Origin of the sequence: Pseudomonas sp. SG-MS2, assembly GCF_009933855.1 — a bacterium.
Taxonomy (GTDB): Bacteria; Pseudomonadota; Gammaproteobacteria; order Pseudomonadales; family Pseudomonadaceae; genus Aquipseudomonas; species Aquipseudomonas putida_E.
On the sequence record NZ_MOMO01000268.1, the window covers coordinates 13,190 to 32,673 of the forward strand.

Genomic DNA, 19,484 nt, shown 5'->3' on the forward strand with positions numbered 1-19,484 from the left:
GGTCATTTGCCGGGGAACAGCAAGTTGAGCCCGGCAAGCGTGTCTTGCATCGATGTACGCTCGTGGGTCTGCTGCTGCAGGAAGCGTTCGATGTGCGGATACAACGCCACGGCGCGGTCGAGCTGGGCATCGTGGCCCGGCGCATAGGCGCCCACGCTGATCAGGTCGCGATTGCGCTGGTAACGCGACACGGCCTGCTTGAGCTTCTGTGCCTTGCGCTGCTGAGATTCACTGACGATCGCGCTCATCGCACGGCTGATCGACGCTTCGATATCGATCGCAGGGTAATGGCCGCTCTCGGCCAACTGGCGCGACAGCACCAGGTGACCATCCAGAATCGCCCGCGCCGAATCGGCAATCGGGTCCTGCTGATCGTCGCCCTCGCTGAGCACCGTGTAGAACGCGGTAATCGAGCCACCACCGCGTGGCCCGTTACCGGCACGCTCAACCAGTTTGGGCAGTTTGGCGAACACCGAAGGCGGGTAACCTTTGGTCGCCGGCGGTTCACCGAGCGCCAGGGCGATTTCGCGCTGGGCCATGGCGTAGCGGGTCAGCGAATCCATGATCAACAGTACATCCTTGCCCTGGTCGCGGAAATCTTCCGCCAGGCGGGTCGCATACAGTGCCCCCTGCAAACGTTGCAGCGGCGAAGCATCGGCCGGCGCCGCCACCACCACCGAGCGGCGCAGCCCGTCTTCGCCGAGAATGTTGTCGATGAAATCCTGCACTTCACGGCCACGCTCACCGATCAGCCCGACCACCACCACATCGGCCTGGGTGTAGCGCGCCATCATGCCCAGCAACACCGATTTACCTACCCCGGACCCGGCGAACAGCCCCAGGCGCTGCCCCCGGCCGACGCTTAGCAGGGCATTGATGGCGCGAATACCGACATCGATCTGCCGATCGATCGGCGCGCGTTGCAGTGGGTTGATCGGCTGGCCATGCAGGCTGGCGCGCTGCGTGCTTTGCAGCGCCCCTTTGCCGTCCAGTGGGTTACCGCTGCTATCGAGCACTCGCCCGAGCAACGCCATGCCCAACGGCACCGGGCGCACGCCATCGCTGGCCCCCGGCTCATCGGCCAGGGCGAAGAACCGGGCGCCCGACTGCAACCCGTGAATTTCTTCAAGCGGCATCAAGTACAGCACTTCCCCGGCAAAGCCGATCACCTCGGCCTCGGCATAGTCGGCAGCCACCCCACCCCTGGCCGGGCTCAGTTCGATACGACAGCCAGCCCCCAGCGGCAGGCGCAAGCCAACTGCTTCCAGGACGATGCCGGTGGCACGAACGATGCGACCGCTGCGGCGGTAATCTGGCACCCGCAGCGCGTCACCGGCCAAGGCCTCGAGCCCTCGGCCCCAACGCTGCAAGTGGGGGTTGTCGGTTTTCACGATGATGCGCCCGGCGCCACGCTGATCGAATCGAGCAGCCATTGGCCGTTGCGCTCGAACAGGTCCCTGCGGGTCTGGCAGGTGGCATCCAGCTCTCCTGTCGCGCTCGATACACGGCAACCACCCGGCAGCACCGAACGATCCTCCTGCATACTCCAGCCAGCGGCATCGAGCTCATCACTCAGGCAGCGCTGCACCCAGGGCAGGTCATCGGGACTGAGGCTGAGTGCCGGCTTGCCGGTAAGCGCGGGTTCACAGGCCAGCATTTCACGCACCAGCACCTGCACCTGTTCGGGCTGTACCGCGAGCGCTTTGCCGGCCAGACGCCCGGCAAGGTCGATTGCCACCTGCCCCAGGCGCGCGGCGACCATGCCATCCACTTCGCGCATCGCTTCGTCGAAGCTCAGGCACAAAGCCCGCAGAGGCTCGAGCACGTCTTTGGCCTGCTGGCGCAGCTCCTCGGCGGCCGCTGCCCTGCCCTCGGCCAGCCCCTGGGCATAACCCAGTTCCTTGCCCTCGGCATGGCCCGCCTGCTGTGCGTCGGCCAGTGTCCGCTCACGCAGCTGCTGCAACGCCAGCCGCTGCTCGACGGCCCGCCTGCGCGCCTGCTCACGGCGGGCGGCGGCGGGCTCGCCACTGGGCGGCTCGTCATTGCCCAGCGGCGCCATCTGCCATGGCTGCCAGTGCCCTTGTGGCATCGGCTCAGACATAAGCGTCGTCACCCCGTGCGGTCACCATGTCGCCGGTTTCGGAAAGGCGCCGTACGACCTGCAAGATCGACTTCTGCTCTGTTTCGATCTGCGACATGCGAATCGGGCCACGGGCCTCCATGTCCTCAAGGAACAATGTTGACGCACGTTGCGACATGTTGCGCATGAAACGGTCGAGCAGCGGCGCCGACGCTCCTTTGAGCGCAACGGCCAGCGAGTTGCTGTCGATGTTCTGCAGCAATGTCTGGATGCTGCGGTCGTCGACATCGGCGAGGTTCTCGAACAGGAACATCTCGTCGAGGGTCTTCTGCGCCAGGTCGGCACTGTAGTTGCGCAGGTTGTCGATGGCCGAGGACTCCTGGCTGGAGGCCATCAGGTTGAGGATCTCGGCCGCCGCCTTCACCCCGCCCATCTTGCTGCGCTTGAGGCTCTGACCATCGAGCATGCCACCCAGTACCTCGGTCAGTTCGTGCAGCGCCACCGGCTGTACGCCACTGAAGGTGGCGATGCGCAGGATGATGTCATTGCGCAGCCGCTCGGTCAGCAGTTGAAGAATCGCAGAGGCCTGGTGGCGCTCCAGATGCACAAGGATGGTGGCGACGATCTGCGGATGCTCGTCGCGGATCATCTCCGCCACCATCTGCGCCTCCATCAGGTTGAGCTTGTCGATACCCGAGACGGTATTGGAGGTTTCCAGGATATCGTCGATCAGGCTGGCGGCACGCTCGCTGCCCAAGGCCTTGGTGAGCACTGCGCGGATATGGTCGCTGCTCTGGATATTGATGGCCGCGTACTGCTCGGTCTCGTCCATGAAATCCGCCAGCACCTGGCGCATTTCCTCATGGGATACCTGGCTCAGCCCCGCCATTTCGCGGCTGATGTTCTCTACCTCCAGCCCTGGAAGAAACTTGAACACCTCGGCCGCACTGTCGGCATCCAGCGATAGCAGCAAGATGGCGCTGCGCCGGGCCCCACTGATCTTGTTAGTCATTGTTCTTCATCCAACCGCGCACGATCATGGCGACCAGGCGCGGATCTTCGCTGGCAAGCCGCTTCAGGCTCTCCATGTTCTGTTCATAAAGCGCCGACTTGCGAGGCAGCGCCGGGCGCGCGAGGCCGTCATTGCCGGTGATCAAGGCGTCAGCTGGGGATTTTGCCGGCATCAGGTCCAAGTCATCCTCGGACAAGTCCATCAGGTGCTTGCGCTGTGCTTGCGCGCGCTGCTGCATCGGTTTGATCACCCGTTGCCACAGCACAAAGGCAACGACGGCCACCAGCAAGTAGCGCAGAGCGCTCATTGCCAGGTTGTAGGCCTCGGGGGTACGCCACCACGGCAGCTCCCCTGCTTGTACATCCTCGTCGACGAAGGGGCTGTTGATCACCTGCACGGTATCACCACGGCTTTCGGTAAAGCCCATGGCCTGGCGCACCAGGTCGTTGATGCCGGCCAGCTCCTCCTTGCTCAACGGCTCACTGGTGGGGGCGCCATCTTTGAGTACGGTGCGGTAATTGACCACGACCGCCGCCGCCAGGCGCTGGATGTTGCCCAGGCTCGACTTGACGTGCTCGACATCACGATCGACCTCGTAGTTGACCATGCGCTCGGTTTGCAGCGACTTGCCGGGCTCCCCACCAGTAGCGGCGGTACTGCTGCCGGCTGTCGCATTCGGCTGCGCTGGTGCCGGTGCGGTGGCGCGGGTCGGTGCGGGTGTATTGGGCGGTGAATTGGTCAGTGCGCCAGGCACGCCACGGCCGGCGTCGCTGCCTTGCAGCATGCGCTCGGAGGTCTGCTGACTGCGTACCGAAGCCGCTTTCGATTCCTGGTTGGGCGCGTAGCGTTCGGCCGTGCTCTCGCGGGTCGAGAAGTCCATTTGCGCGACGACCCGCGCATGGACATTACGGCTGCCGAGCAAAGGTGTAAGGATTTCCTCTATTCGGCGCTGGTAGGTGCGCTCTACTTCGCCCACATAGTCCAGTTTGGCATCGTCAAGCCCGTCACTGGAATGGCTGCGCGACAGCAAACGGCCGTTCTGGTCGACCACCGTCACGCCATCCACTGCCAGCTCGGGCACGCTGGACGTCACCAGGTGAATGATTGCGCTGACCTGCCCCTGGCCCAGTTCACGGCCAGGCTGCAGGGCCAGTGCGACCGATGCGCGGGCGGCTTCGCGGTCACGGGCGAACACCGAGTCCTTGGCCATCACCAAATGTACTCGAGCATGGGCCACCGGCCCGAGGGATTCGATGGTACGCGCCAGCTCACCTTCCAGCCCACGCTGGTAATTGAGGTGTTCGGCAAACTGGCTGATGCCAAAAGCTTGCTTGTCCAGCAGCTCGAAGCCAACACTGCCCGCTTTTGGCAGGCCTTGCTCGGCCAGTTGCAGGCGCAGTGCATTCATCCGTTCGGCGGGCACCATGATGGTATGCCCACCCTCGCCCAGCCGGTAAGGCACGCCGCGCTTGTCCAGTTCACCAATGACCTGGCCACCATCAGCCTCACCCAGGTTGGAGAACAGCACCCGGTACTCCGGCTCCTGCGCCCACAGCAGCAGCCCGACCAGTAGCGTCACAGCTGCGGCGCCGGCCAGCATCAGCGGCAGCAGTGGCCGGCCACGCAGCACCGCGGTCAACGCATCCAGGGAACGGACCGGCGTGGCGATCGGCAGGTTTTTTTTCGTGCCCTTGGCCTGGGCAGCAGTTGTCACGAACACCTCGAAGCTGGGGTTCTGGCCGGAAAGAGGGGCATTACAGAGTCCGCTGGCAGTGGTAATCGACCCGCGGTCCGTCGGCCGGTTGGCAAAGGGGTCCAGGCGGGATTGGCTCAGCGTCATTGTCGCCAGGCTGCTCGCCGGCAAAGGGCAGAAAAGCCCGTAGTTTTACGGTCAATTGGGCCGATTCCTACAGACTCAGGCTTGCTAACCTGCCGCGTATTCGCCAGCCACGAGCCACTGCGCCATGACCACTCAAGCCCTTGCCGATGCCTTGCAACAGTTGAGCAGCCTCGCCGAACAGGCGCAGGGCGGTAGCGCCAACAGGCTGAGCCAGGCCGCCGGGAGCTTTGCTGGCGAGCTGCAGGCCTCACTGCAGCGCATCAACCAGCTGCAACAAACCGCGAGCAGCCGGACCAATGCGTTTCAGGCGGGCAGCAGCGAAGTGTCACTGGTCGATGTAATGGCCGACTCGCAGAAGGCCAGCGTCGCCTTCCAGATGGGCGTCCAGGTGCGCAATCGCCTGCTCACTGCCTATAAGGATGTGATGGCCATGCAGGTTTGAGACATGCGTCACACATTTTTAGGGTAATGCCTTAAAGACGCAGTCATCGCTTGCCGATGTTGCGCCCAGACGCGCACATCAGGACGGACCAGCACATGACCACCACCACCAGCTCCACAGCAAGCATTACCAGCCTCGGCGTAGGGTCGGGGCTTGATCTGGAAAGCATCCTGGAGAGCCTGGAGGAATCGAAGACCACAAGCCTGCTGGACCCGATCACCGCTCAGGAAGAGTCTGTCGAAGCCGAAATCTCGGCCTATGGCACCTTGACCAGCGCACTCGACACGCTGCAGTCAGCCGCCGAAGCACTGGCCGACGCCAGCCTGTACGAGTCTCTGAGCACCAGCATTTCGGGCAGCGGCGTGGCGGTGACCACCAGCAGCGAGGCTGTGGCCGGCACCTACAGCATCGAGGTGACCCAGCTTGCCCAAGCCCAAAGCCTGGCAACCGATGGCATCAGCGATACGACCACGACCCTGGGCACTGGAACGCTGACATTGCAGGCGGGCAGCAATGATGCAGTGTCCATCACCCTGGACAGCAGCAACAACACCCTGGAAGGCCTGCGCGATGCCATCAATGATGCCGACGCCGGCATCACCGCGACCATCGTCAGCGACGGCAGCGACAGCCCCTACCGCCTGGTGCTGACGTCCGACAGCACCGGCACCGAAGCGGCCATGACAGTCAGCTACAGCAGCAGCGACAGCAGTGACCTGGCCGCCTCCCTGTTCGGCTATGCCGACGGCACGGGCAACATGACCGAGACGGTGGCGGCACAGGATGCCGAACTCACCATCAACGGCATCGCCATCACCAGCCAGAGCAACACGGTGGAAGAAGCCCTGCAGGGCGTCACACTGACCCTGAGCGACACCGGCAGCTCACAGACACTGACCATCACCCGCGATACCGACTCGATCGAAAGCGCCATCACCGCATTCGTCGATGCCTACAACGACTTCGTCACCACGGTGGACGAACTTACCGCCTATGACGCCGACGCCGGCACCAGTGGCGAGCTGCTGGGCGACTCCACCACCCGTCGTATCAGCACGGAGCTGGCCAGCGACATCTACACGCAGATTGGCAGCGGCACGTTCAGCTACCTCTCGCAGCTGGGTATTGCCCTGGAATCGGACGGCACGCTGTCGATCGATGAAGACACGCTGGCAAGCGCCCTGGAGGACAACATCGACGCGGTGTCCGAATTTTTCATCGGCAGCGATGGCAGCTCAGGCTTCATCACCCGCATGACCGAAGACCTGGACAACTACCTGGATGAAGACACCGGCCTGATCCCGGCCAAGACAGACAGCCTGGACAACAAGCTCGATCAACTCGAAGAACGCTACGACGAAAAGCAGGCGCTGATCGATTCCGAAATGGAGCGCTGGCGCGAACAGTTCACCGAGCTGGATACGCTGATCTCCACGCTGAACTCCACCGCCGATTACCTCACCGAACAATTCGAGGCTCTCAACAGTGATTAATGTGTCAACGACGGAGCATGCAGGATGATGTCATCACACGATGCCAGCGCCTATGCCAGGGTCGGCCTGGAAAGCGCAATCCTGGCCGCTTCGCCGCATCAGCGCATCAGCCTGCTGTTCGACCAGTACCAGGCGGCGCTGCGCCTGGCGAAACTGCACATGCAGGCGGGCAACACACCCGAAAAGGGCAAGGCGATCACCCGGGCGATCAACATCGTCACCCGCGGCCTGCGCGCTTCGCTGGACCTGGAGCAAGGCGGCAGCATCGCCCGGCAACTGGACGAACTCTATGACTTCGTTGTGCGCCTGCTGTTACGCGCCAACCTTGAAAACAACGAAGAATCGCTCAATGCCGCCGCCAATTTGCTGGGCACTATCGCCTCGGCCTGGACCGCGATCGGCCCGCAAACCGAGGATTAACGGTAGTTATGCTGCAAGCACAAGTTATCGCTGCCTACGAAGGGCTGCTTGAGCAATCGCGACGCATGCTGACGTGCGCGGAAAATGCCGATTGGGACGGTATTTTCGCACTAAAGTCGCAGGGCCTTATTGATGCCGCCAGCCTGCGCCGCGCCGAAAGTCAGGCCGAACTCGATGAGGCCGGGCAACTGCGCAAACTTGAACTAATCACTGAAATAGTGGCGCTGGACAGCCAAGTAAGCCGCTTTCTACAAGCCCGGCAGAACCACCTTGGCGAACTCATGCAAGTGGGCCGGCAAAAGAACGATCTTGATAATGCGTACCGCGTCACAGGCGGCAAGGTGCTATCGTTGAGCCATCGCTTGTGCCAGTAGGTACATTCCGCCATCATAAGCAAGCTAACTAATGCAACATTCTGGTGTAAAAATCAGTGCCTTCAAGAGCACGAAAAATAACCGGGAAAAAGTCTGCCCCTTTCTGTTATCGGTCGACACGCTTGATAGTTTAGGAAAAATTTCTCGATGCTCCCAAACGGAGCACACCACTGCTCAACACATTGATAAGCCGAAAAAACCAGGCCACCCAAACGCTCGCACCAACGGCTTCGAACGTGTTCGGGCCCGCACCAGGCGTGGTTGGCAAAAAGGTTTTACGGGGTATCGGGGCGTAGCAACTTTTGAAGGAGGGGAGAACGGTGCCGCACACCAATAGCTACCTTGCAGACATTCAGGAACTCAACCTTTCCTATCTGCTGCTGGCGCAGAACATGTTGCGCAAAGATCGTGAAGTCGCGATCTTTCGCCTGAAACTCAGCGAGAACATGGCGGACTTGCTGACCGGGCTGAGCAGCAAACAGATGACCCAACTGTCAAGGATCAACCAACTGATCTGCCGGCCCATCTTCGAAGAAGCCGATCGTATTTCGAAGGCACTGGAAAACTCACGCGAACTGGGCATGGTTGAAATCCACACTTCCCTGCTGATGGCGGCTGCCGACCGTTCAGATGGCATGCACAGCAGCGGCGTCTGAGCCATGTCGGAGAAAAGTCTGGTCACCGAGATGCAGCAGGTACAGCTGGCCATCGAGCTGATCCAACTGGGGGCTCGCCTGCAGGTGGTAGAGACGGAAACGTCGCTCACCCGCGGGCGGCTCATCCGGCTGTACAAGGAAGTACGTGGAGCCCCGCCGCCCAAAGGCATGCTGCCTTTTTCAACAGACTGGTTCGTGACCTGGCTGCCGAACATCCATTCCTCGCTGTTCTACAACATCTACCGCAGCATGCTGGAGATAGGCGGCCACCGGATCGATGCCTTCATCAAGGCCTACCGGCTGTACATGGAACATGCCAGCGATACCGACGGCGAGCGGGTGCTGGGGCTGACCCGCGCCTGGACGCTGGTGCGCTTCGTCGAGAACGGCATGCTTGAGCAGATTCGTTGTTCCTGCTGCTCAGGGGCGTTCATCACCCACTCCTATTCACCGACGCAGAACTATGTCTGTGGCATCTGCCAGCCACCCTCGCGTGCAGGCAAGACCTTGAAACGCCGCGAGGTCGAGCCCGATACCCTCGATAACCTGCGCCCGGCCAGCCAGCGCTGACCGGGCTTTACCCCTTCCCAGACAAGTTCTTTCAAGTCACCTCTCGTCGTTGCCGATCTTCAGCGAACATTCACTGGAAGCTGAGGAGCGGCGACGTGCTCATTTTTTTAGGTCTATTCGTGGCACTGGCCTCGTCACTGGGTGGCTTCGTGCTGTCCGGTGGCAGCCTGGGGCCGCTGTACCAACCCACCGAGCTGCTGATGATCGTCGGCGCCGCGCTGGGCGCCTTCATCGCCGCCAACAACGGCAAGGCCATCCGCGCCACCTTCGGCGCGATCTCGACATTCAAGCGCAGCACCGGCTACGACAAGGCGTTCTACCTGGACCTGCTGGGCATGCTGTACAACCTGCTCAACAAGGCGCGCAGAGAGAGCCTGCTGGCCATCGAGCGGGACATCGACGACCCGCAGCAGAGCCCAGTGTTTTCCCAGTATCCACAACTGCTGAATGACCCGTTGCTGCTGAACTTTGTCGTCGACTACCTGCGTCTGCTCATCAGCCTGTCACTGCAGGCCCACGAACTCGATGAGCTGATGCAGCACGAGATCGAGGAATTCGAGAACGAGGCCCATCTGCCCGCCGATGCGTTGTACAAGATCAGTGACGGTTTACCCGCCTTCGGCATCGTTGCCGCCGTGCTCGGGGTGGTCAAGGCCCTGAGCGCTGTGAACGTGGGCCCCGACATGATGGGGCAGATGATCGCCCACGCCCTGGTAGGCACCTTCCTCGGCATCTACCTGGCCTACGGCGTCGTCGCGCCGCTGGCCAGCCGCATCGAACGGCAAACGGCCGAGTCCACCAAGATGCTGCACTGCCTGCGCGTGACCTTGCTGGCCCATGTGAAGGGCATTCCCCCGCAACTGTCGGTGGAGTTCGGGCGCAAGGCCTTGCACAGCGAGGAAAGGCCCAGTGCCGATGAGCTGGAGAACCATGTGCGAGGGGGGATCGGGCAGCCGAGCCCGGCAACGGCATGAGTGACCAGCCGATCATCATCCGGCGCAGGAAAAAGGCGGCCAGGGGGCACCATGGCGGTGCCTGGAAGATCGCTTTCGCCGACTTCATGACCGCATTGATGGCGCTGTTCCTGGTGCTTTGGGTGCTCTCCAACGCCGGCAAAGGCGACAAGGACGCCATCGCCCAATACTTCAGCACGCCTTTGCTGGTAGCCCTGAGCAAGGGAGACAAGAATTCCGCCAGCACCAGCGCCATACCCGGCGGCGGTACCGACGCCAGCCTGTCCGAGGGTGAAATGGCTCGCAAGGCGAGGCGCCCAACCCGCCTGTCGAGCGAGGAGCGGCGCCACCTTCAGGCCCTCAAACAGCGGCTGGAAGATGCCGTGGAGCGTGACCCCAAGCTGCGCGACCTGAAACAGCAGATCGCCATCGAGCTAAGCCCGGAAGGCCTGCGCGTGCAACTGCTCGATACCGACAAGAGGCCCATGTTCGAGCTGGGCAGTGCAAGGGTAGCGCCCTACATGAGCCAGCTGTTGCGCACGTTCGCACCGGTGCTCAATGAGTTGCGCAACCGCATCCAGATCAGTGGCCACACCGACAGCCATCCCTATCCGGGGGGCGAGGCCACCTACAGCAACTGGGACCTGTCTGCTGACCGCGCCAAAGCCTCCCGCCAAGAGCTGGTGGCCGGTGGCCTGGACCCGGACAAACTGCTGCGGGTTTCCGGCATGTCCGACCGTATCCGCTTTCCCGGCGCGGGCCCGTTCGACGCGACCAACCGGCGAATCGAGATCATCGTGCTCGACAGCCAGGTCGCGAAGCGCATCCTCAACCAGGACGAATTCGGCACCCAGCCGCTGCCCCCCGAGCAGCCTGGACAAACGCCACAATAGCGGGGCATTCAGGCGGCTTTTCGCGGGATGAGCGTGCCTGGCAGTTGCACACAATAGCGCCCCCTTCCCCGCCCGGGTGCGTGCAGCTGCCTGGAGAACCATGGCCGAAACCAGCAGAGAAGACCGGACGGAAGCGGCAACGCCACGCCGCATCGAAAAAGCCCGGGAAGAAGGGCAGATCGCCCGCTCCCGCGAGCTGAGCACGTTCATCATGCTGCTGGCGGGCATAGGTGGGCTGTGGAGCATGGGCGGGCACCTGTACGACCGTCTTGGCGGCATCGTCGAACAGGCACTGCTGTTCGATCGCGCGCAACTGTTCGACCCCGCGCGCATGCTCAGCACCTTTACTGCGCTTGGTGGCGCCGCCCTGCTCGCCTTGGTGCCCTTCTTCGCCCTGATGCTGATCGCCGCCGTGGCGGCACCTACCCTGCTCGGCGGGCTGGTCATCACCCTGGCAGCAGCGCGCCCCCGCTTTTCTCGCCTCAACCCCGTGAGCGGCCTGGCACGGCTGTTTTCCGTGCAGGTGCTGGTAGAGCTGGCCAAGGCCATTGCCAAGGCGGCACTGATCGGGACCGTGCTGTACCTGTTTCTCGATGCCCATATCGGCCAGTTGCTGGGCCTGCCAAAACTGCCACCGCAGCAGGCGCTGGTGACGCTCATGGCATTGACTGCCAAAGCCTGTGCAACCTGCGTGGCCGCACTGATCCTGGTGGTGGGTATCGACACGCCTTATCAGTTGTGGACGTACGCGAAAAACCTGCGCATGTCCAAGGAAGAGGTGCGCCAGGAGCACCGCAATGCCGACGGCGACCCCCACGTAAAGGCACGGATACGCCGCCTGCAACAGGCCCGCGCGCGCAGGCGCATGATGAGCAAGGTGCCCAAGGCCGATGTAATCGTCACCAACCCCAGCCATTTCGCGGTGGCCCTGAGCTACCGCAAGGATAAGGACGCCGCCCCGCGGGTAATCGCCAAAGGCGCAGATGCCGTGGCATTGCGCATTCGCGAACTCGCCCAGGATCACGACCTGCCCATCCTCGAGGCACCGCCGCTGGCACGCGCCCTTTACTTCCACGTGGATCTGGACAAGCAGATCCCTGCCGAACTGTACACCGTTGTCGCTGAGGTGGTGGCCTGGGCCATCCGCCTCAAACGCGTCAGTGAACAGGGCGGCCTCACGCCACCCGTTCCGGTCAACCTCGACGTTCCCGAGGGCATGGACAAGCCAGGACGACGCCCCCACTCACCCGAGGACCCACAGACCCCATGAAAGGCCTGACCGCCCTGCTCCGTCGCGACAACTGGCCCGTCGGCGCCGAACTGAAGATCATGACCGGCCCGATACTGATCGTGCTCATCTTGTCGATGATGATCCTGCCGCTGCCCAGCTTCATTCTCGACCTGCTGTTCACCTTCAACATCGCACTGGCCATCATGGTGCTCATCGTCAGCATGCTCACCGAGAAACCACTGGATTTCTCATCGTTCCCCTCGGTGCTGCTGTTCACCACCTTGCTGCGCCTGTCGCTGAACGTAGCCTCGACCCGGATCATCCTGATGCACGGGCATACCGGCACCGATGCCGCTGGCAAGGTCATCGAGGCCTTCGGCGAGTTTCTGGTGGGCGGCAACTTTGCCGTGGGCCTGGCACTGTTCATGATTCTGGTCACCATCAACTTCATGGTGATCACCAAGGGTGCCGGACGTATTGCCGAAGTCGGCGCGCGCTTCACCCTGGACTCGATGCCCGGCAAGCAGATGGCGATCGACGCCGACCTCAACGCCGGGCTCATCGGCGAGCCGGAGGCCCGCAAGCGCCGCCGGGAAGTAGCCCAGGAAGCGGACTTCTTCGGCTCCATGGACGGTGCCAGCAAGTTCGTGCGTGGCGACGCCGTGGCAGGCCTGGTGATCATGGGCGTGTGCGTCGTCGGTGGCCTGGCCATCGGCCTGCTGCAACACGACATGAGCTTCGCCGACGCGGCGCACACCTACACCATGCTCACCATCGGTGACGGCCTGGTAGCGCAGATTCCTGGCCTGGTGATCTCCATCGCCGCCGGTGTAATGGTCTCGCGGGTGAACACCGAAGAAGACGTCAGCCGGCAGATGATCGGCCAGCTGTTCAGCCGGCCGAAAATGCTGATGATGACGGCCGGGGTGATGGGCTTGCTGGGCCTGGTGCCCGGCATGCCCAACCTGGTATTCCTGCTGCTGACCGCACTGCTGGGCGGCCTGGGCTGGTGGCTCTCGCGGGAGGCGCAGCAGGCTGAGCAGACGCCAGCGCAGGCCGCCTTGCCAAAGCCCGCGGCACAGAACAGCGAGGCGAGCTGGGATGACGTGAAGCTGGTCGATACCCTGAGCCTGCGTGTGGGCCACCGCCTGATTACGCTGGTTGATGTGCGCCAGCAGGGTGAGTTGAGCACCCGTATCAAGAGCCTGCGCAAGAAGTTCGCTCAGGATGTGGGTTTTCTGCCACCGGTGGTCCATGTGCGCGACAGCCTCGAGCTTTCGCCCAACACCTACATCATCAGCCTCAAGGGTGTGGAAGTCGGGCGTGGCGAGATCTACCCGGGTAAATGGCTGGCGATCAACCCCGGCAAGGTTACCGGCCAGCTCGAGGGTAAAGAGGGAGTGGACCCGGCCTTTGGCCTGCCGGCGATCTGGATCGACCAGAACCTGCGCGAACACGGGCAGATCTACGGCTATACCGTGGTCGATGCCAGCACCGTGGCAGCCACCCACCTCAACCACCTGCTGCATCAGCACGCCAAGGACATGCTTGGCCGCAGCGAGGTGCAGAAGATGCTGGACAAGCTGGGCGGCGACGGCAAAGGGCTGGTCGAGGAAGTGGTACCCAAGCTGCTGACCCTGACCCAACTGCAGCGGATATTGCAAAACCTCTTGGAAGAGAACGTCCCCATCCGTGACCTGCGTACCATCCTCGACACACTCGCCGAGCACGCAGGTGCACAGCAGCCAGCGGATATCCAGGAGCTGACCGCGCTGGTGCGCGTCGCCCTCGGCCGCTCCATCGTCAACCAGTACTACGCAAACAAGCCCGAGCTGCGCGTCATGGGCCTGGACTTCAACCTGGAGCAGGTGGTGATGCAGGCGGTCGGCAACGGCGGCTCACTGGAGCCGAGCCTGGCAGACACCCTGATGAAAGAAACCTCCCTGGCGCTCAAACGCCAGGAGCTGGCCAATGACCCTGCCGTGCTGGTGGTGCCCAACCGCTTGCGCCTGGTGTTGTCGCGCTTCCTGCGCCGGCGCCTGCGCCAGCTGACGGTCATCGCCCTGAGCGAAGTGCCCGATGACCGCACACTGCGGATCACCAGCATCATCGGCGCACCTGCCACGTAACCCACCGCTAAGGGGCGAATAGCCCTGCATGCATGGGGTTGTTCCGGGCTTAGCTGCCCGGACGCAGCACCGATAATCCTGAACCTACCCCTTGGGCAGCGCGCAGTCTGCGAACGGCGCGGATGCCTGACCGCCACACTTGTTCTGCACAGGCACGCACGATGTATACGGCACAAGGCAAGATGCACCAGCATGAGCTGCTTCAGCAGTACTTGCCCTTGGTCAAACGGCATGCACTGAACCTCAAGACCAAGCTGCCGCCCGGCTTCGATCTGGAGGACCTTATTCAGGCAGGCAGTATCGGCTTGCTCGATGCCTTGACCCGCTACGACCAGGAACTGGGCATTCCTTTCGGCACCTTTGCCGCCCACCGCATTCGCGGGGCGATGATCGACGAGTTGCGCACGCGTGACTGGGCACCGCGCAGGGTCAGGCGCCAGGCCCGCCTGATGGAAGAAACCGTCTACCGGCTGGAGCACAGCCTCGGCCGCGCCCCCACTGAACGCGAGATTGCATCGGCCATGGGCATGGCCTTGGCCGAGTACCAGCAGCTGCTGGCAGACATCAACGGCAGCCACATGCTGCCCATCGACCAGGTCAGCGATGACTACCTGGCAAGCCACGAGCCACAGGGCTCCAACCCCCTCAATGCATTGCTCGAAGAGAGCAATCGCACCGGCCTGATCCGCGCCATCGACAACCTGCCCGAGCGGGAACGGCTGCTGATGGTCCTGTATTACCAGCAGAAGCTGAACATGCGCGAGATAGGCCTGGTGCTGGATATCAGCGAGTCGCGGGTCTGCCAGCTGCACAGCCTGGCCATCACACGGCTGCAAGCAACGCTGGTGGGCTGAGCCCGCCCCACACGGTAGGAACGCCATGAAGATCAGTGTGTTTGGTTCAGGGTATGTGGGGCTGGTGGCAAGCGCTTGCCTGGCCGATGTGGGCCACGACGTAACGTGCATGGACATCGACCCGCAACGCATCGCGCGTCTCAATGCCGGCGAGGTGCCCATCCATGAGCCCGGCCTGGGCCTGCTGATCGAAGCCAACCTGCGCGCCCAGCGCCTGCACTTCTGCACCGATGCTGCCCAGGCCATCGCCTTCGCCCAGGTGCTGTTCATCGCCGTGGGCACGCCGCCCGATGAAGACGGTGCGGCCGACCTTCAGTATGTCCTGGCTGTTGCCAGGGGCATTGGTCGCCACATGGAGGGCTACAAGGTGGTGGTGGGCAAGTCCACCGTGCCCGTTGGTACAGGCGAGAAGGTCCAAGCCACCATCAAGGCCGAACTGGCCGCTCGCGGCCTGGCGATACCCTTCGATGTGTGCTCCAACCCGGAGTTTCTCAAGGAAGGGGCCGCCATCGAAGACTTTACCCGTGGCGCCCGCATCGTCGTGGGGACGGGCTCCGAGCAGGTCAAGCGCCTGATGCGTGAATGCTACGCCCCCTACAACCGCCACCACGACAAGCTGATGTTCATGAGCCTGCGGGCTGCGGAGCTGACCAAATACGCCGCCAACGCCATGCTGGCGACCAAGATCAGCTTCATGAACGAGATGGCCAACCTGGCAGAGCACCTGCGGGTCGATATCGAAGAGGTTCGTCACGGTATCGGCAGCGACCCGCGCATCGGTTACGACTTCATCTACCCGGGCTGCGGCTACGGCGGTTCGTGCTTTCCGAAGGATATCCAGGCGTTGAGCCGCAGTGCCCGCGAGGTCGGCTACGAACCCCAGTTGCTGAACGCGGTCGAGGCGATCAACCAGCGGCAGAAGGCTTCACTGTTCAGGAAACTGGCGCAGGCCTTGAACGGCGAGCTCGCAGGCAAGACCATCGCCGTGTGGGGCCTTGCCTTCAAACCCGATACCGACGACATGCGGGCAGCCCCCAGCCGCGAACTGATGGAGGCATTGTGGGCCGCCGGTGCGCGGGTGCAGGCCTACGACCCGGAGGCCATGGCCGAATGCCAACGCCTTTACGGCAAGCGTGAGGACCTGCTGCTGGCCGGCGACCGAAAGCAGGCAATCGAAGGCGCCGACGCGCTGGTGATCTGTACCGAGTGGAAGGCGTTTCGCAGCGTCGATTTTCACTGGTTACGCCAGCAGTTGCGCACCGCCGTGGTCATCGACGGGCGCAACCTCTACGACCCCCAGGCCGCCGCCAGCGCCGGCCTGACCTATCGGGCCGTTGGCCGAGGCTGACCGTCCAGGCCCGCCGATTCAGCTGGCGTATGCCACCTCGTTGAAGCTTGCCACCAGCCAGGTCAGCTCATTGCGCGGGATATCTGCCATCGGCTGCAGATCGAAGCGCGCCATACGGCCGATGTACTCAGTTGGCGCCTGTAAGCGCTCGACGACGTGATAGTGCGGGCGGTCCAGGTAGTCATCGAACAGCACGATGGTCGGCTTGCGTACGCGCAGGCAGGCGGTGACGAAGCACGCCACGCGAAAGCGCCCGTCGATCAGGATCACATCTGGTGCCTGGAAGAACGGCTCATCCCATACCCGCAACGGATAACTGTGGAACCGCTTCCAGCCTTCGGCGTTTTTCGGCCGGGCCCAGGCGCCTGTGGCGCCCACGTCAACCGGATAGATGCGCGGCACCGAGGGCAGTGCGGCAGCTTCGATCCAGCGCTGCATCTGTTGCGCCCAGTGCAGGTCATTCTCGACCGATACCACGGTCTTGCCGGGCATTCGGCCGGCAAGGACGGTTGACCCGCCACTGCCATACTCGAGAATCACATTCGCCTTGCTGTAAAGCTTCTCGACGTAGCGCGCAACCTGGGCCGGGAAGGTCAACTGCGGCGCCTGGAAGGGTGCTGGCGCCACGCTTGGCACCGCCGCCGGCGGTGCATCACACGGGGCATGGGGCTTGCCCGGGCCGGGCTGGCAATGGCGCAGGTACTGCTGCGCGACTTCGTCGCCCAGCCCGCGCAACAGGTGCACTGCCACGTCCTTTGCGTCGTAGACCGTGTGCAGCAGGAACGCCAGCTTGCGGCGCTGGTTCTCGCAGAGCGCCGCCATGCGCTCGGCATTGGGCAAGAACAATGCATCGGCACAGACCAGTTGTGACGCGGCCAGGCCGGCACAGCCCTCATCCTGCGCAGCAAACCTGCGGTACTGCTGGTTGTGCAGCCGACAGAGGCTGAAGCCGAGCAATGCCAGGCGCTGCGAGACAGCGGCGATGTCCGGCTGGCCTTCATGGCTCGCAGAGAAGTTGATACGGGCCTGCACCAGCAACGTGTTGGCCAGTGTTCGCGCGCCATGTTCGAGCAGCGCTACGCTGTCGTTGAGGTTGTCGAGCAACAGCCAATCCACCGAGCCCAAGCCCTCGATGGCATCCAGCCGCAGCGACGGCAGCGGCAGACGGGCCAGAACCTGCGAGGGCTGCAGCGGTCCGGGTACAGGCAATGGCTCCAGCGTGGCGCTCAGCGCAGGGTCCAGGCAGGCGCGCAACGTCACCGCACGCCCGTCGCCCAGCGCGGTATTGGGGTAGTAGTGCAACTCCCCCAACTGGGCCAGCTGTTCGGCGTTACCGATGCGGCCGGCCGGGTCGAAGGCGATGGTCGACAGCACGCCCATCCGCTGCAACCCAACGAATCGTGGCGATGCCAGCAACGTGGCGCCATGGTCCAGGGTGACGATACGCCCCTGAAATCGGAAGCTGAAGCCGCCGTCTGCCGTTGGCGCCGCAGGGTGGCAGAGCACAACGGCGTCGTGTTCGCCTTCGAAGAAGGCTTGGCCCTGTTTGTCGAACGTCAACGCGGCGGGTGCCTGGCCGGCGCAATGACGCTGCCAGATGGCCCGTAACGCACTGCTCAAGTGGCTGGCGAAACGCTGGTTGTCGCAGACCGGCGAGTTCATCAATACCCCGCGCAGCAAGCTGCGAATGGTTACAAGGCTGCTCAGGTCACCGGCCAGTCCGGCGGCACGCGCCCTGTACTGCTCCCAATTGCTCACCACCAGCTCGGGCAGGCCGGCATTGACCAAGTGTGTGGCGCTATGGCGCCCCGCGAAGGTAGGGCCAGGCAGGGTGACCACCGGCACGCCCATCAACAGCGCTTCGCAGGTGGTAAGGCCGCCGGAGTAAGGCCATGGGTCCAGCGCAATGTCGACCCGGTTGTAGCTTTCCAGCAGGGCCTTGTGGCCCACCGGCCCCTCCACCTGCAAACGCTCCGGCACAATGCCCTGCGCGCCCAGCACCTCGAGCACATGCTGGCGCAGCTCGGGGTTGGAAAAAGCGCTACCCTTGAGCAACAGGCGCGAATCGGGCACCTCGTGCAACAGCGCAGCCCAGTGCGCCAGCAGCTCATCGTTGATCTTGGTCGGGTTGTTGAAACAGCCGAAGGTGATGAAGCCGTTGGCCAGGGCCGGCAACGGTAGGACATCCGGCGCGTAGGGCGGTGGGTCGTAGCAGATGTAGTCGTCGGGCAGGCGGATCAGCTTTTCGGTGTAGAACGCATCCTCCCCTGGCGGCGACTCGATGGCGTCGCTGAGGAGGTAGTCGATGGCATCCAGCCCGGTGGTGTTGATCAGCCCGCCAACCCACTTCACCAACAGCGGGGCGGGCTGCAACGCCATGCTGCCCATGCGGTTGCCAGCATTGTGGCCACTGAGGTCGATAAGAATGTCGATGCCATCGTCGCGGATTTGCTGCGCCAGGCGCTGATCATCCATGTGCTTGATCGATCGCCAGGCATGCATGCGTGTGCGGATGCGACGGGTGAGGTGGTCGCTGACCTGGCTGCTGCTGTAGGCGAACAGGTGGAACTGATGGCTGGGCAAACGCTCCAGCACTCCGACGATCATGTTGCCTACCGGATGCTGGCGCAGGCCATCGGAAACCAGCCCGATCCGCAGCAGCCGGTCCGGTGCAAGGTCGATCATTTGTGGGCGGGGCGGCACCACGTCAGGCCCGAAACGGGACTGCCACTGCTTGCACACCTCGAAAATGTACTCGCGACTTCTGCGCGGGTCGTAGTGCAACGTGGTCAGGCGGTTGGAGTAAGGCAGCACGTCCCGGCGCCCGGCCAACTCGATGGCGCGGGCGTAATGCTCGTCCGCCAGCGCCAGCTTGCCGATGTCCTTGCACAGGTTGGCCAGGTTGTTCCAATGGCTGTAGTCCTTCGGCTCCCGCCCGACCAGTGCCTCGAACACTGTGATGGCTTCACCGTGGCGGTCGAGCCGGCCGAGGATCAACCCCTTTCGGGCCAGCATGCGGCAGTCGTCAGGCTGCCCCGCCAGCGCTTGCTCGATGTGCTGCAGCGCCTGGGTGAAACGGCCTTTCTCGAAATGCAGCGTGGCCAGCCGGTGATGGGCCGGGGGGAAGTGTGGCGCGTGATCCAGTGCTTGTGCGGCCAAAGTTTCGGCGCGCTCGCTTTCACCCAGCTT

General features: G+C 63.2%; 17 protein-coding genes. 12 read left to right on the forward strand and 5 right to left on the reverse strand.

The window, feature by feature from the left end; translation table 11 throughout:
- Positions 1-2 precede the first annotated feature (2 nt).
- The 4 genes from fliI to fliF are packed head-to-tail and all read right to left on the reverse strand — an operon-like array spanning position 3 to position 4,806.
- A complete protein-coding gene (gene fliI, locus BLX42_RS25755; RefSeq protein WP_119688071.1) occupies positions 3-1,433 on the reverse strand; it encodes a flagellar protein export ATPase FliI in 1,431 nt (476 codons plus the stop codon).
- A complete protein-coding gene (locus BLX42_RS25760) occupies positions 1,388-2,101 on the reverse strand; it encodes a flagellar assembly protein FliH (RefSeq protein WP_256345719.1) in 714 nt (237 codons plus the stop codon). The genes fliI and BLX42_RS25760 overlap by 46 nt, the downstream gene beginning before the upstream one ends.
- On the reverse strand, positions 2,094-3,092 hold the full coding sequence (gene fliG / locus BLX42_RS25765; protein ID WP_046786925.1) for a flagellar motor switch protein FliG: 999 nt from the start codon (positions 3,090-3,092) through the stop codon (positions 2,094-2,096). The genes BLX42_RS25760 and fliG overlap by 8 nt, the downstream gene beginning before the upstream one ends.
- Positions 3,085-4,806 carry a flagellar basal-body MS-ring/collar protein FliF gene (gene fliF, locus BLX42_RS25770; protein WP_046787072.1) on the reverse strand — a complete coding sequence of 574 codons (1,722 nt, stop codon included), beginning with the start codon at positions 4,804-4,806 and terminating at the stop codon, positions 3,085-3,087. The genes fliG and fliF overlap by 8 nt, the downstream gene beginning before the upstream one ends.
- Before the next feature lie 250 nt (positions 4,807-5,056).
- Between fliF and fliE the strand changes: the two genes are divergently transcribed.
- The 12 genes from fliE to BLX42_RS25830 all read left to right on the forward strand — a co-directional run bounded on the left by fliE (position 5,057) and on the right by BLX42_RS25830 (position 16,295).
- A complete protein-coding gene (gene fliE / locus BLX42_RS25775; RefSeq protein ID WP_046786924.1) occupies positions 5,057-5,374 on the forward strand; it encodes a flagellar hook-basal body complex protein FliE in 318 nt (105 codons plus the stop codon).
- 95 nt (positions 5,375-5,469) lie between these two features.
- Complete coding sequence (fliD, locus tag BLX42_RS25780; RefSeq protein ID WP_119688067.1) at positions 5,470-6,867, forward strand: flagellar filament capping protein FliD; 1,398 nt, start codon at positions 5,470-5,472, stop codon at positions 6,865-6,867.
- A gap of 24 nt (positions 6,868-6,891) precedes the next feature.
- Positions 6,892-7,287 carry a flagellar export chaperone FliS gene (gene fliS, locus BLX42_RS25785; protein WP_046786922.1) on the forward strand — a complete coding sequence of 132 codons (396 nt, stop codon included), beginning with the start codon at positions 6,892-6,894 and terminating at the stop codon, positions 7,285-7,287.
- A gap of 8 nt (positions 7,288-7,295) precedes the next feature.
- Complete coding sequence (locus BLX42_RS25790; protein WP_046786921.1) at positions 7,296-7,661, forward strand: flagellar protein FliT; 366 nt, start codon at positions 7,296-7,298, stop codon at positions 7,659-7,661.
- 320 nt (positions 7,662-7,981) lie between these two features.
- Complete coding sequence (gene flhD, locus BLX42_RS25795; RefSeq protein WP_046786920.1) at positions 7,982-8,317, forward strand: flagellar transcriptional regulator FlhD; 336 nt, start codon at positions 7,982-7,984, stop codon at positions 8,315-8,317.
- Between the two features lie 3 nt (positions 8,318-8,320).
- Positions 8,321-8,887 (forward strand): flagellar transcriptional regulator FlhC, encoded by a 567-nt coding sequence (flhC, locus tag BLX42_RS25800; protein WP_046786919.1) that lies wholly within the window; start codon positions 8,321-8,323, stop codon positions 8,885-8,887.
- Between the two features lie 95 nt (positions 8,888-8,982).
- On the forward strand, positions 8,983-9,861 hold the full coding sequence (motA, locus tag BLX42_RS25805; RefSeq protein WP_046786918.1) for a flagellar motor stator protein MotA: 879 nt from the start codon (positions 8,983-8,985) through the stop codon (positions 9,859-9,861).
- Positions 9,858-10,733, forward strand: a complete 876-nt coding sequence (gene motB, locus BLX42_RS25810; RefSeq protein ID WP_119688066.1) for a flagellar motor protein MotB — start codon at positions 9,858-9,860, stop codon at positions 10,731-10,733. Before motA ends, motB begins: the two co-directional genes overlap by 4 nt.
- 100 nt (positions 10,734-10,833) lie before the next feature.
- Positions 10,834-12,003, forward strand: a complete 1,170-nt coding sequence (gene flhB / locus BLX42_RS25815; protein WP_119688065.1) for a flagellar biosynthesis protein FlhB — start codon at positions 10,834-10,836, stop codon at positions 12,001-12,003.
- Positions 12,000-14,093: a flagellar biosynthesis protein FlhA gene (gene flhA / locus BLX42_RS25820; protein WP_161872938.1), complete on the forward strand. Its 2,094-nt coding sequence runs from the start codon at positions 12,000-12,002 to the stop codon at positions 14,091-14,093. Before flhB ends, flhA begins: the two co-directional genes overlap by 4 nt.
- Before the next feature lie 161 nt (positions 14,094-14,254).
- Positions 14,255-14,947: an RNA polymerase sigma factor FliA gene (locus BLX42_RS25825; protein WP_046786914.1), complete on the forward strand. Its 693-nt coding sequence runs from the start codon at positions 14,255-14,257 to the stop codon at positions 14,945-14,947.
- A 25-nt stretch (positions 14,948-14,972) separates the two neighbouring features.
- Complete coding sequence (locus BLX42_RS25830; RefSeq protein WP_161872939.1) at positions 14,973-16,295, forward strand: UDP-glucose/GDP-mannose dehydrogenase family protein; 1,323 nt, start codon at positions 14,973-14,975, stop codon at positions 16,293-16,295.
- Between the two features lie 18 nt (positions 16,296-16,313).
- Here the strand turns inward: BLX42_RS25830 and BLX42_RS25835 are convergent.
- A partial coding sequence (locus BLX42_RS25835; protein WP_161872940.1) for a tetratricopeptide repeat protein occupies positions 16,314-19,484 on the reverse strand: 3,171 nt, incomplete at its 5' end.